The following is a 12,657-nucleotide window of genomic DNA, read 5'->3' as shown; positions in this document are numbered from 1 at the left end:
AGGCCAGGACGACCAGTCCATGGAGGCGGGCACAGTCGGCGGGGATGCTGACGACGATTCGATTCCTGCGGATTCCCCGGCTCGCTGGCTGCTCCGGTCCCGCCTGCTGCGGAAGACCCGATGAGCGTCTGGGATGCCATTGTGGGCCAGCAGCCCACGGTCGATCTGCTCAAGCGGACGGTGGCCGCTCAGGCGCAGGGTCATGACGAGGTGGCGCAGTCCTGGCTGATCTGCGGCCCTCCTGGATCAGGACGCTCCAATCTGGCCCGGGCTTTCGCGGCGGCCCTGATCAGTCCGGATCAGGGCCTGAGCGACCAACCCATCCGCGTCACTCAGCAGGTCCTGGCAGGAACCCATCCGGATGTGACCATACTGTCCACCAACAAGGTCACTATCGGCATCAACGAGGTCAGGGAGCTGATCATGACCTCGGAGCAGATGCCTTCAACCTCGCGCTGGCGGGTCATCATCATCGAAGACGTGGACCGGATGCTGGAGCGGACCACCAATGTGCTGCTCAAGGAGATCGAGGAGCCGGCTGAGCACACTATCTGGCTCCTATGTGCACCCAGCGCCCAGGATGTGCTGCCCACCATCCGCTCGCGGACCAGGGTGCTCAACCTGGCGGTGCCGTCCAACACCGCTGTGGCCGATTTCCTGACCGATCAGGTGGGCGTGGACCGGCCTCTGGCCGCCAAGGCCGCCCGTTTGGCTCAGGGACACATTGGCATCGCCCGTCTCTATGCCACCAAGGATCAGGTTCTGGCCGACCGTGATGAGCTGGTGGTAGGTCTGCTGGGTCTGCGGCGTGCCTCGGATGCCGTGGTCCTGGCTGGTCGGGTGGTTGATGCGGCCCGTGATCAGGCCACTGCCACCGTAGACGACGAGGTGGCCAGGGACGAGCGGGAGTTTCGGCAGATCAACGGGCTCAGGGACAAGGAGCGCATTCCCCGGCAGCTGCGCGGGGCCTACCATGCCTTGGGGGGCAAGGATCAGGTCCGTCGGCGGGTCACCAGGCTGACCCGGGATGTGCTGGACCGCAATCTGAGCACCCTGGCCAGCGTCTACCGTGATGTGGGCGTCCTGCAGAACGGTGCCGAGGAGAAGGCCGGCTTGGTCAATCTGGAGAATCGGGCGGCAATTGCCGATCTGTCCGTCAGACTCTCCAGGCAGGGGGCTATCGACCGCATTCAGCTGATCGCCCGGACTCGCAGGAGGCTGGCTGCCAACGGTTCGCCGCTCCTGGACTTCGAGGCTCTTTTCTGCACCCTGCTGGTCTGAGTGCAAACCCAAGGGTTCATCAGGCGAAAGTGCCTGGCGAGGTCATGTCGCTGCTGCCGATCCTTGGCGACCAGGTCGATTCCCTGCACTCCAGTGCCGGCGGCAGAGCCACGTGGGATGGCAGAATGGACTGTCCCTTGGCGTCGATCAGCCGCAGGGCCTCCTGGACGATGCCCTCCAGGGGGGTCTTGACTGCGGTCAAGGTCGGACTGCTGACCAGGCAGGCCGGGCTGTCCACGAAGGCGGCCACCTTGACTTGGTCGGGAACCCGGAAGCCCAGTTGGTTGCAGGCCATCAGAGCGCCCAGAGCCAGCGAGTCGTCCCCGCAGATGATGGCATCGGGACGGTCGTTTCCCTCGCTGAGCATGGTTATGACGACGTCGTGGCCGCGCTGCATGCTGCATGGGCCGAACTGGACCCAGTCCGGCTGAGGAGTCATTCCCAAGGTGTTGGTCAGGGTGGAGAAGGTCGTGAAGAGCTCGGTGGCAGCGCTGGTGCTGAGTTCGCGGCTCAGATAGGCCACAGCGTGCGCGTTCTGTTCTGCCAGGTGGGCGATGATCAGCCGCATGGAGGCGGCCTGGTCCGTGCCGACCCAGCTGGTGTGGTAGGAGACCGGTCTGCCGCCGACCTGAACGATGGGCAGCCCGGATGGCAGGTCGGCGGGCATGCCGACCGGATCGTCGTCCAGCGAAGGAACGAGGATGATTCCTTCGACCTGTCGGGCCGCCATGGACCTGATGGCCGCCTCGCGCTCCTGGTCGCCCCTGACGGATATGACCAGCAGGTAGCGGCCCTGTTCGGTCAGCCTTCTGCTGAGCAGATCCAGGATGGACCCGTCTAGGCCTGCGGAGGTGCCGCACAGAACCAACCCTATGGTTCTGCTACGGTCCGAGCGGAGCGCGCTGGCAGCAAAGTTGGCCGAATAGTTGAGCTTCTCAGCCGCAGCCCTGACCCGGCGGCTGATGTCGTCATTCTTGCGTCTATGGCCGGAAAGGACGCGGGACACAGTCGCCGTCGAAACTCCGGCCAGAGCTGCGACGTTGGCAATGGAAGGCTTATTGTCCGCCGTGTTTCCCATTGGTTCCCTCGAAGGTCCTCTCCACGGATGTCGGCTGCGGCTGGCGGTGGCGTTACTCGGCCTGGGTTAGCTTGGTGACCAAGGAATCGGCCACGGACTCGGCATCATCGCCGTCGACGGTCACGGTGACCTTGTCGCCCTTGGCGATGCCCAGGCTCATGACCATCAGAATGCTGCCGGCGTCCACGGGATTGCCTTCGCCCTTGGCTATGGTGACCTTGCATCCGCTGGATGCGGCGGCCTGCGAGAATTCCGAAGCGGGCCTGGCGTGAATGCCTACCGGGTCGGTGATGACGGTGGAACGTTGTGCTGTTGCCATGATGACCAGCTCTCCTGAAGATATGGCCGGTCTTGTTGAACCGGCATGTCGAGTGATGAATACGCTGGTTATCTTACCACTGTCAAAAAGGAATTACAGAAAACGATTACCGTTGAAAAACAAATGAATTTGTGTATACTGAACATCGTTGCTTAAAGAACGTTTCCACTGCCGTTGCTCAGTTCGCCTCAGGGGCGGCCTACACGCAGTGGGCAGGCACTAAGGAGTGCGACATGGAGATCCAAGGCGTGGGCATTGGCCGCGGCGTTGCCGTTGGCCCGGTCATCCATATGGCGGCCGGACTGGATGTGCCCGGGGATGAGGCTAGGCCTGAGAACCTGACAGCGGATGCTGAATTCGGCAGGGTCGAATCCGCTCTGGCATCGGTCAACAAGGATCTGCTTGCGCGCGCCAAGGCTGCCCAGGACGGGCAGGGGGCCAAGGATGCCGCTCCGATACTGACTGCTCTGGCACAGATGGCCCAGGATCCGGCCCTGAAGACTTCGATCCGATCCCTGCTGGATGGTGGCAAAACCGCCGAGCGATCCGTCTATGAGGCTTTCGCCGACTTCGAAGGCAAGCTCCAGGCCATCGGCGGCTACATGGGGGAGCGGGCCAACGATCTGCATGACGTGGGCCAGCGTGTCATCGCCAATCTGCTCGGCGTGCCGGCCCCGGGCGTGCCGGAAAGCGACAAGCCATTCGTCCTGGTCGCCCCTGACCTGTCTCCGGCCGACACCTCCAGCTTGGACATGACCAAGGTGCTGGCCATCGTCACCATCGAGGGCGGTCCGACCAGCCACACCGCCATCCTGGCCAGGTCCCGGGGAATCGTCGCCGTCGTGGGCGCCCAGGATGCCGCTGGCCTGTCCGACGGACAGACGGTCATCGTTGATGCCGCGGCCGGCAAGGTGACGGCCGACCCCACCCAGGAACAGATCGAGAAGGCTGAGCAGGCCCGTCGTGAAGCGGATCAGGCCAAGGCTTTGCGAGGCCGTCCCGGCCAGCTCAAGGATGGAGCCAAGATCCCTCTCCTGGCCAATGTCGGCAAGCCCGCGGATGCTGATCCGGCCCTGGAGTATGGAGCCGAGGGCGTTGGACTCTTCCGCTCGGAGTTCCTCTTCCTGGGCAACGAGCAAGCGCCCGGCGTCGAGGAGCAGGCCAAGGCCTACCGTGCTCTTCTTGAACGTTTCCCTGGCCGTAAGGTGGTCATCCGCCTGCTGGATGCCGGCGCCGACAAGCCTCTTCCCTTCCTGACCCAGGCCGACGAGCCCAATCCCGCCCTGGGGCTGCGTGGTCTGCGCACGCTCAAGGTCCACAGCCAGGTCCTGGAGGACCAGCTGGAGGCCTTGGCCCGGGCCGATGCCGAGACCGATGCCGACCTGTGGGTCATGGCGCCCATGGTTGCCGACGAGCACGAGGCCGACTACTTCGTCCGTCTGGGCAAGAGCAAGGGGCTCAAGCGCGTAGGCGTCATGGCCGAGGTTCCCTCGATTGCCTTGATGGCCGACAAGGTGGCCAAGGTGGCCGACTTCGTCAGCATCGGCACCAACGACCTGACCCAGTACACGCTGGCCGCCGACCGCACGCTGGGTTCGGTCGCCTCCTATCAGACCGCCTGGCATCCTGCCGTCCTCAGGGCCATCAAGCTCATCGCTGATGCCGGTCAGGCCAATAACATGCCTGTCGGAGTCTGCGGCGAGGCTGCTGCCGATCCGGACCTGGCCGTAGTTTTGGCCGGCATCGGCGTGACCAGCCTGTCCATGACCCCGGTCGCCCTGGATGATGTCCGCGCCGAACTGGCCAAGCACACCATGGACGAGGCCAAGGCGCTGGCCGCCAGGGCTCTGGACGGTGAGTTCTATCATCCCCAGGGGTGGTGAGCAGCCGGCCGGATCCATGCGAATCCACCGGATCCGGTGCAATCGAGCAAGTCAAACAGCACGAGCAAGGAGCAGACATGACGGATTTCCAAGCCTTCCTTCCCGACACATCCTTCGCCCTGGATGTGCCGGCGGCTGACTGGCGGGATGCCATACGCAAGGCGGGCGACAGGCTGGTGGCCTCCGGGTTCACCACCGATGCCTACACGGACCAGATGATCGAGACCGTCGAGAAGATGGGTCCCTACATTGTCATCGCCCCAGGTCTGGCTCTGGCCCATTCCCGCCCTAGCGAGGCGGTACTGGGAACCGGCCTGAGCTGGGTAAGGCTGTCCACGCCTGTCGAGTTCGGCAACAAGGCCAATGATCCGGTCTCCCTGGTGATCGGTCTGGCCGGACGGGATGAGCAGGAGCACCTGCAGGTGATGTCCGCCATCGCCGGTGCTCTGACCGACGCGAAGAAGACCGAGCAGCTGGCCAAGGCCGGCACCCCTGACGAGGTCCGCGCCATTCTTCAATCGTGAACAAGAAGCAGTAAAAGCAAACAAGGAACAAAGGAGCAACTCATGGATATTCTCTGCGTATGCGGCAACGGCATCGGCACATCGGTCCTGCTCAAGGTCAACGTCGAGCAGGTGGCATCGGAGCTGGGCATGGATGTGACCGTGACCACTTCTGACGCGGGCAGCGCCAAGGGCACAGCTAACATGAACGACCTGGTGTTGACCTCGCCTCAGCTGGCGCCCGAGCTGGAGGGGACCACCACCCCGGTCGAGACCGTCCAGAACTTCATGGACAAGGACGAGATCAAGGGCATCCTGGAGCAGTACGCCGACTGATGCCCCCGGCGGGCATTCATCATCGCCAGGCTGATGGGACGCCCGCTCTTTCGAGTTGAGAACAAGAGAGAATAGTTAAGGACAAATAATGAATGTCTTCCTTGCGGTGCTGAACTTCATCAGCCAGGAGATTCTGAATGTGCCCGCCTACCTGATCGGCATTGTGGCGGCCATCGGCCTGATCGCCCTGAAACGGAGCGCAGGCCAGGTCATCTCGGGTGCTCTCAAGGCGGCCATGGGCTATCTGATTCTGGGTGCGGGCGCCACTGTGGTGACCAATGCCTTGGATCCCTTCGGCAAGCTGGTCTTCAAGGCCACTGGCGCCCACGGGGTCGTCCCCACCAACGAGGTGATCGTGGCCCAGGCCTCCAGCCAATTCGGCGCAGCCTCCGCCTACATCATCGTGCTCAGCTTCATCGTCATGATCCTGTTGGCACGGTTCACCCCGCTCAAGTATGTCTTCCTGACCGGCCACCATATGGTCTTCATGTCTACACTGCTGGCCCTGGTCCTTTCGATCGGGTTCGGCAAGGGCAACAACCTGCTCATCGTGCTGATCGGCTCCCTGCTCATGGGCGTGATCATGGTCGCCATGCCAGCCTTCGCCCAGCCGTACATGAACCGGGTGACCGGCAGCGACAAGCTGTCCATCGGCCACTTCAACACCTTGGGCTACGTGGTCTCGGGCGCGGTCGGCAGTGCTGTGGGCAAGAAGTCGCGTTCCACCGAGGACATCGACTTCCCCAAGGGGCTGAGCTTCCTGCGTGATTCCATGGTCTCCACCACCCTGCTCATGGTCGTCCTCTACCTGGTCTTCGCTGTCTGGACCGCTTTTGTGGTGCCGGCCAAGGCCGCTTTCGCGGTCTTCCCATCGCACCCGGCCAACTGGGGAGCCTTCTTCATGGCTGCCTTCGCCCAGGCCTTGCAGTTCGGCATCGGCGTGAGCATCATCCTCTACGGCGTCCGCATCATCCTGGGCGAGCTGGTGCCCGCCTTCCAGGGCATCGCCAACAAGGTGGTCCCAGGCGCCCGTCCTGCACTGGACATCCCCATTGTCTTCCCCTACGGTGCCAACGCATCCCTTATCGGCTTCCTGGCCTCCTTCGCCGGTGGTCTGGTGGCTCTGGTCATCATCGCCGTCTGGCTCGGGCCTGTCTGGGGTCTGGCCCTGATCCTGCCGGGCATGGTGCCCCACTTCTTCGATGGCGGCGGTGCCGGTGTCTTCGGCAATGCGACCGGCGGCCGCATCGGAGCCGTGGTCGGCGGCTTCATCAATGGTCTGCTGATCACCTTCCTGCCGGCCATCCTGATGACGGTTCTGGGCAGCTTCGGCCTGTCCAACGCCACCTTCGGCGATGCCGACTTCGCCTGGTACGGCACCGTGGTCGGCAAGCTGGCCCAGCTGGGTATCCCCGCCGGGGCCGTGGTCCTGGTGGTCCTGGCTGTGGTGATCTTCGCCCTGGCCTGGATCTGGCAGGTCAAGGTGGTCAACACCGGATGGATGCCTGCCGCCAAGCATGCTGAGTTCATCGCTGATGTCGAGGCTAAAGAGAAGGAGGCCAAGGCTCAGGCTCGTGCAGCCGCCAAGGCCGCCCGCGCCGAGGCCAAGGCCGCCAAGGCAGCAAAAGCCGAATAGGCATGTGCAAGCGCGCCCTGCAGGCGCCAGGAGAAAGGTCCTGCTGATTCCTTTCTCCGCCCCAACTCAGAGTCGCCCGTTTCCTTTCTACGTGGAGGGAAACGGGCGACTCTTGCATTTTGACCCAGCGCGATGGGCTTTATTGCTCCAAGCGTCTTTAACGGATGAACTTGACCCCGTCACTGGAGCGGGCGAGAATCGAACCATGAGGATTATCACAGATTTCGGCACCATTCCCGATCGGTACGCCAAGCGTGCCCCGCAGTCCCTTACGCGCAAGGGACGTCCTGTAGTCTCCTTCCCCTTCCGGCTTGAGGATGTACCTCAGGAGGCCCGTTACCTGCATTGGATGCTGGTGGATCCTGATTCCGTACCGGTCTGCGGCTTCCCCTGGATCCACTGGTCCCTGGCCAACCTGCCTGTTGGCGCTCTGGCTGCCCTGCAGCCTGATGAGGCTGACAGCTCTGTTCTGGCCATTCCCGAGGACTTCTCCAGAAACCTGCCCAATCTGATTCCCGGTGTGCCTCAGGGCCGGACTTCGGCCGCCTCGCCGCTGGTCATGGAGGAGGAGATCGCCGACGATCCCGCCGTGCTCATGCGCTACAACGGCCCCACCCCTCCAGACCAGGTTCATGACTATGTGCTGTCGGTCTGGGCCACGAAGGAAGCTCTGCCGAATCTGGAGGAGGGATTCTGGCTGAACGCCCTGGTCCATGCCGTTCATTCCGCCCAGCCTGTAGCCGCTGCAGCTCGGGTTTGGCTGCCAGCCGATGCATGAGAATTTGATTTAGCGCACATCCCCTGATATTGGGACCGATATTGGGGCGGTCTGGCACTAGAGTGAGGCCATGCCCCAAGTGCGCAGACGGCCGTCATCCCTGCCTGCCCACGCAGTCGGTTGGAACGGCATTCCCCGGCATCCGGACTGGTGATGACAGTTGACCGCAATCAGACAAAGGAAGACGCTTATATGCCCTGCACCACGCTTCTGATAGGCAAGCACGCCAGTTATGACGGATCCACCATCATCGCCCGAAATGAGGATTCAGCCAACGGGGAGTTCCGTCCCAAGCGCTTCGTCCTGGTCGCTCCCGACCAGCAGCCACGGCACTACCGCAGCGTGATCAGCCACTTGGAGATGGATCTGCCCGAGGATCCCATGCGCTACACCTCGGTGCCCAATGCTGTGCTCGATCAAGGGCTATGGGCCGAAGCAGGCGTCAACAGCGCCAACGTGGCCATGTCAGCCACTGAGACCATCACTACCAACGAGCGTGTGCTGGGCGCCGATCCGCTGGTGGAACTCACCCCCGCCCAGGGCCGTCCGGGCGATGAAGGCTACCTGGCCGAGGTGCCCGGGGGCATCGGCGAGGAGGACCTGGTCACCATCGTCCTGCCCTATATCCGCTCGGCGCGGGAGGGCGTCCTGCGGCTGGGTTCCCTTCTTGAGCGCTACGGCACCTATGAGATGAATGGCATTGCCTTCAGCGACGTGGACGAGATCTGGTGGATGGAGACCATAGGCGGCCATCACTGGATCGCCAAGCGGGTGCCCGATGACTCTTATGTGACCATGCCCAACCAGCTGGGCATTGACGAGTTCGATCTGGACGACGCCTTCGGGGAACAGACCGATCACCTTTGCTCGGCCGACCTGCGGGAGTTCATCGCCGACAACCACCTGAATCTTGCCGTGGAGTCGGCCTCACCCTTCAATCCGCGCGATGCCTTCGGGTCCCATAGCGATTCGGATCATGTCTACAACACGCCCCGGGCCTGGTATATGCAGCGCTTCCTCAACCCCTATGACGAGATCTGGGACGGACCGGATGCCGATCATGCCCCCACCAGTGACAACATCCCTTGGTGCCGCCAGCCCGAGCGTCTGATTACTGTGGAGGATGTCAAGTATCTGCTCAGCTCCCACTACCAGGGCACGCCCTACGATCCCTATGGGCGGACCGGCGACGAGCACACCAAAGGGCTCTACCGGCCCATCGGCATCAACCGCAACGACCAGCTGGCCCTGATCCAGCTGCGCCCCTACCGGCCTGAATCCTGCCGGGCCATCCAATGGATGTCCTACGGATCCAACGCCTTCAATGCCTTGGTTCCCTTCTATGCCAATGTGGATCGGACGCCCGACTATCTGGCCAACGCCACTGACCGGGTCTCCACTGACAGCCTCTACTGGTCCGACCGGCTGATCGCCGCCCTGTGCGATTCCGAATTCGCAGGCACCTCGGCGGCTGTCGAGCGTTACCAGCAGAACGTAGGAGGCGAGGGCCACCGGCTGATCGCCGCCGCTGACGAGCAGGTGGCACGGCTGGAGGGCGCCGACCAGGGCACCGACAACGCCGAGGTGCGCCAGGTGCTGGAGGCCGCCAACCAGGACATGGCCGACCGTCTGCGCAAGGAAACCGATGACCTGCTTGGCCAGGTGCTGTATACCGTCAGCATGGGCATGCGCAACGGCTACCACCTGTCCGACAACTGAGCCATCCGATTTGCAAAAACCATTAAGGAGGAGAGCCTCATGAGGGGTTTCGATGATTATGTCAGGCCATACGGCTTGTTTGACAAGATCGATGCCTTCGGCTATTTGAAGGATCTGAGGGAGCATCCGGATATGCCGCGCAAGCAGGGCCGAGTGCTGTTGGTGACCGCCGACACCCCGCTCAAGGCTTCGCGAGGGGAGGGCAAGACCACGACCACCATCGCCCTGATTGACGCCTTGCGCGCCCAGGGAGTGGATGCCGCAGCTGTCCTGCGTCAACCCAGCATGGGCATTACCGCAGCCGGGTCCAAGGGCGGCGCCTCCGGTGGCGGCAAGTCTTCGCTGACGCATCCTGAGCTGGTGGACTGGGGTTTGTGCGGGGAGATGGCGGCTATCGAATCCGCGCAGAACCTGTTGGTCTCCTTTGCTGAGAAGGCTGTGGACGAGGGCCGGCTGGACACCGTCCTGGTGCCCCGGGTCAGCGAGGTGCCTTCACGGTCCTTGCGGCAGATCACCGTGGACCGAGGCAAGGGCGATCTGCCCGAGCGGACCGTGCTGACGCCAACCTGTGAGCTCATGCAGATCGTCGTGCTCTCCCGGAGCATGGAGGAGATCGAACGGCGTGTGGCAGCCATGGTCGCGGGGACCCTGGGCGGTCGCCCGGTCACCTTTGGTGAGTTTGTGGACCTGTGGCGGATCACCGGCATTCTGACCGATGCGGTCAAGCCTGCCTTCACTCAGACCCTGGAGGGTTCACCGGTCTATGTGCATGGCGGACCTTTCGCCAACGTCTCCATCGGCATCCCTAGCCTGGTGTCCGTGGAAATGGCCTGCGCCCGGCACGACGTGGTCGTCGTCGAGGCGGGCTATGGAGCTGATGCCGGTGCCCAGAAGTGGCTGGACATCGCCGCCCGTGAGTATGGGGCCCAGTGGCCTGCCGCCGCAGTGGTCGTCACCCGCGCCACCACCTGGCGGGACGATCCCAAGCTGAGCTGGCGCTATCCCTTCCACGTGCATCGTCTGGAGGGACTGGGCATCCCCACCTTCCCGCTGATCAACCTTTGGGAGGGCGAGGACGACCAGGTGGATTCCCTGCGGGAGACCGCCGACGGTCTGGGCTTCCGCAGGCCCATCGCGGGCAACCTCTTCCGTGACGGAGGCAAGGCCCTTGAGCCTCAGCTGGACGATCTGATCAAGGCCCTGCAGGAGCCTGCGAAGGCCCAGGCGGATACAGCCAGCCTGCGTGATATGTCCGTGCCGGATCGGATTCGCTGGATCGCCCAGAGCGCCTACGGGGTGCCGGCTGATCGGGTTATTGAGCGTGAGGGCTTCCAGGACAGTCTCCAGGCGGCTTCCGACCTCTGCAACAAGGCAGGCATCTCTCTCGAGGATTTGGTGGTGGTGGCGGTCAAGTCGCCGGCCACCATGACCGACGATGACTGGGCTGACCAGGACAAGCGCACAGTCACTCTGAAGAAGGTTGAGGCCCATACGGGGGCCGGTCTCCTGCAGGTGAACCTGACCACCTCCCTGACCACGCCCATGCCCAAGATCGTCTGAGCGGGCCATGCATGGATTCTGCAGACCTGTGACGCGCCGTGTTGCGGGTCCGCAGAAACCGTGTATAGTATCTACTTGGCTCTTGAAAGTGCCCTGCCCCTATAGCTCAGTTGGCTAGAGCAGCTGACTCTTAATCAGCGTGTCCGGGGTTCGAGCCCCCGTGGGGGCACAGAGTCGAAGCCCAGCAATCGCAACGATTGCTGGGCTTTTCCTTTATTCGAACCAAGGCCCGCAAGCTCCAAAATGTATACTAAATTGCAGCAGGGGAATTCTGGCACTCTCGACCTAAGATGAGACCTTGCCGAAGCGGGACGCTTTGAGGTCTGTTGATTAATCGGCTGGCGTGTTCCTCACGTTGCCTGTCTGCCGCCCTTCACCTACGCGGCGGTGGTCGTGAGGTATCTTGATGATGGCAGAAGAGCAGGGAGCCTGCTCTCTTGGGCAGGCATAAGGGGGCTGGCGTTGACGTATGTGACCATTCGCGATGTGGCCGAGCGGGCGGGGGTATCGCCTACCACTGTCTCGCAGATCCTGCACGGCAAAGGCCGCTTTTCAAGCAAGACCAGAGAGTTTGTGCTGAGTATGGTCAAGTCCATGGGTTACGTGCCCGACTCCCGGGCCCGAGCCATGCGCTCTGATCCGGTCAAGACGGTGGGGCTGTTGGTGCCTGACTTGCGTAACGCCTATTTCGCCGACATGGTTGCCTCCATGGAGGAGGAGCTCTATGCCCGCGGCATTTCGACGCTGATTGGTTCTTTCGGCGAGGATTCGGCGCGACAGGACTCTTTTTTGCGCAACATCATGGGCCAGCGGATCGATGGGGCCATCGTTGTGCCCAAGGGGGTGCCCACCCATGGCATCGAGGATGTAGTCAGGTGGGGGCTGCCCCTGGTCTTCGTGGATCGACGGGTGCCAGGTCTGGCTTCGGTGCCTTACATCGTTTCGGACCCCAGCCAGGGTATACGTCAGGCCCTGCAGGCCCTTTTTCAGAAAGGTCATCGACGCGTCGGATTCGTCTCGCATTGCTCGCTGGCTTCGACCACCCTCTATGAGCGGGAGAGCGCCTTCCGTGAGCTGACTGCCGAGATGATGCCGGATTGTGACTGCCCGGTCGTGGATTGCCAGGGGGAGTATGACTCGCGTGTGGCGGGGCTGGATGTGCTGATGGCCCACCAGGTCACGGCTGTCATCTTCGGCTACTCGCCGGACGCCATCACCATGATCGGGTTGATGCAGAAGCGTCAGCTCGTCATTGGCGTGGACATCTCGGTGGTTTCCTTTGATGACATCGAGGTCTTTCGGCTTATGACCCCGCAGGTGTCGGTCATATCCCAACAGGCTCAGGAGATGGGTCGCCGAGGTGTTCGGGAAGTGCTGGAGCTGATCGGGGCCCGCGAGGAAGCTGCTGACGACGGGAAGGCCGCTTCGCCACAAGAGGCCAATGACAGCAGGGAGCGGCACATGGTCGCTATTCCGACCATCTTCATTGCCAGGGATTCGGTCGGCCCGCTGCATCGTGACTGACAGCAAGATCACATACCATACCTGATATTGCAAATCTGGT

11 protein-coding genes and 1 tRNA gene are annotated in these 12,657 nt (G+C 62.7%); 10 read left to right on the top strand and 2 right to left on the bottom strand.

Translation table 11 applies throughout. The features are described from left to right. Positions 1–120: 120 nt before the first annotated feature. Entirely contained in the window at positions 121–1,281 is a 1,161-nt protein-coding gene (locus QRX40_RS02745) for a DNA polymerase III subunit delta' (protein WP_313836115.1), read from the top strand. Positions 1,282–1,300: 19 nt separating this feature from the next. Here QRX40_RS02745 and QRX40_RS02740 read toward each other — a convergent pair whose 3' ends face one another. Further along, on the bottom strand, positions 1,301–2,359 hold the full coding sequence (locus QRX40_RS02740; RefSeq protein ID WP_313836114.1) for a LacI family DNA-binding transcriptional regulator: 1,059 nt from the start codon (positions 2,357–2,359) through the stop codon (positions 1,301–1,303). A 52-nt stretch (positions 2,360–2,411) separates the two neighbouring features. Beyond that, positions 2,412–2,678 (bottom strand): HPr family phosphocarrier protein, encoded by a 267-nt coding sequence (locus tag QRX40_RS02735; protein ID WP_024626952.1) that lies wholly within the window; start codon positions 2,676–2,678, stop codon positions 2,412–2,414. Positions 2,679–2,911: 233 nt separating this feature from the next. Here QRX40_RS02735 and ptsP point away from each other — a divergent pair, with 233 nt between their 5' ends. From ptsP to QRX40_RS02690, 9 genes are all read left to right on the top strand, one after another. Then, a complete protein-coding gene (gene ptsP / locus QRX40_RS02730; RefSeq protein WP_313836368.1) occupies positions 2,912–4,561 on the top strand; it encodes a phosphoenolpyruvate--protein phosphotransferase in 1,650 nt (549 codons plus the stop codon). Positions 4,562–4,638: 77 nt separating this feature from the next. After that, positions 4,639–5,085 carry a PTS sugar transporter subunit IIA gene (locus tag QRX40_RS02725; RefSeq protein WP_144084939.1) on the top strand — a complete coding sequence of 149 codons (447 nt, stop codon included), beginning with the start codon at positions 4,639–4,641 and terminating at the stop codon, positions 5,083–5,085. Between the two features lie 42 nt (positions 5,086–5,127). Further along, a complete protein-coding gene (locus tag QRX40_RS02720; RefSeq protein WP_024626949.1) occupies positions 5,128–5,400 on the top strand; it encodes a PTS sugar transporter subunit IIB in 273 nt (90 codons plus the stop codon). Between the two features lie 88 nt (positions 5,401–5,488). Further along, complete coding sequence (locus QRX40_RS02715) at positions 5,489–7,036, top strand: PTS ascorbate transporter subunit IIC (protein ID WP_144084940.1); 1,548 nt, start codon at positions 5,489–5,491, stop codon at positions 7,034–7,036. A 205-nt stretch (positions 7,037–7,241) separates the two neighbouring features. Further along, complete coding sequence (locus QRX40_RS02710; RefSeq protein WP_306221409.1) at positions 7,242–7,814, top strand: YbhB/YbcL family Raf kinase inhibitor-like protein; 573 nt, start codon at positions 7,242–7,244, stop codon at positions 7,812–7,814. Positions 7,815–8,006: 192 nt separating this feature from the next. After that, positions 8,007–9,533 carry a C69 family dipeptidase gene (locus QRX40_RS02705; protein ID WP_313836109.1) on the top strand — a complete coding sequence of 509 codons (1,527 nt, stop codon included), beginning with the start codon at positions 8,007–8,009 and terminating at the stop codon, positions 9,531–9,533. 39 nt (positions 9,534–9,572) lie between these two features. Continuing rightward, the gene (locus QRX40_RS02700; protein ID WP_313836107.1) at positions 9,573–11,093 is read left to right on the top strand and encodes a formate--tetrahydrofolate ligase; all 1,521 of its coding nucleotides are present in this window, start codon (positions 9,573–9,575) and stop codon (positions 11,091–11,093) included. A 95-nt stretch (positions 11,094–11,188) separates the two neighbouring features. Then, positions 11,189–11,262 (top strand) — tRNA-Lys (locus QRX40_RS02695). A gap of 302 nt (positions 11,263–11,564) precedes the next feature. Beyond that, positions 11,565–12,617, top strand: a complete 1,053-nt coding sequence (locus QRX40_RS02690; protein ID WP_313836105.1) for a LacI family DNA-binding transcriptional regulator — start codon at positions 11,565–11,567, stop codon at positions 12,615–12,617. Positions 12,618–12,657 lie beyond the last annotated feature (40 nt).

The sequence above is a fragment of the Bifidobacterium sp. H6bp9 genome, assembly GCF_032193695.1.
Taxonomy (GTDB): Bacteria; Actinomycetota; Actinomycetes; order Actinomycetales; family Bifidobacteriaceae; genus Bombiscardovia; species Bombiscardovia kimbladii.
Note: the sequence above shows the minus strand (reverse complement) of the source record. Positions and strands in the feature narration are given on the sequence as shown.

Excerpts from the sequence above, each read along its gene's own strand:
- QRX40_RS02700 (WP_313836107.1), top strand. The coding sequence starts at position 9,573 with ATGAGGGGTTTCGATGATTATGTCAGGCCATACGGCTTGTTTGACAAG.
- QRX40_RS02735 (WP_024626952.1), bottom strand. The coding sequence starts at position 2,678 with ATGGCAACAGCACAACGTTCCACCGTCATCACCGACCCGGTAGGCATT.
- QRX40_RS02705 (WP_313836109.1), top strand. The coding sequence starts at position 8,007 with ATGCCCTGCACCACGCTTCTGATAGGCAAGCACGCCAGTTATGACGGA.
- QRX40_RS02715 (WP_144084940.1), top strand. The coding sequence starts at position 5,489 with ATGAATGTCTTCCTTGCGGTGCTGAACTTCATCAGCCAGGAGATTCTG.
- QRX40_RS02720 (WP_024626949.1), top strand. The coding sequence starts at position 5,128 with ATGGATATTCTCTGCGTATGCGGCAACGGCATCGGCACATCGGTCCTG.
- QRX40_RS02710 (WP_306221409.1), top strand. The coding sequence starts at position 7,242 with ATGAGGATTATCACAGATTTCGGCACCATTCCCGATCGGTACGCCAAG.
- QRX40_RS02725 (WP_144084939.1), top strand. The coding sequence starts at position 4,639 with ATGACGGATTTCCAAGCCTTCCTTCCCGACACATCCTTCGCCCTGGAT.
- QRX40_RS02740 (WP_313836114.1), bottom strand. The coding sequence starts at position 2,359 with ATGGGAAACACGGCGGACAATAAGCCTTCCATTGCCAACGTCGCAGCT.
- QRX40_RS02745 (WP_313836115.1), top strand. The coding sequence starts at position 121 with ATGAGCGTCTGGGATGCCATTGTGGGCCAGCAGCCCACGGTCGATCTG.
- ptsP (WP_313836368.1), top strand. The coding sequence starts at position 2,912 with ATGGAGATCCAAGGCGTGGGCATTGGCCGCGGCGTTGCCGTTGGCCCG.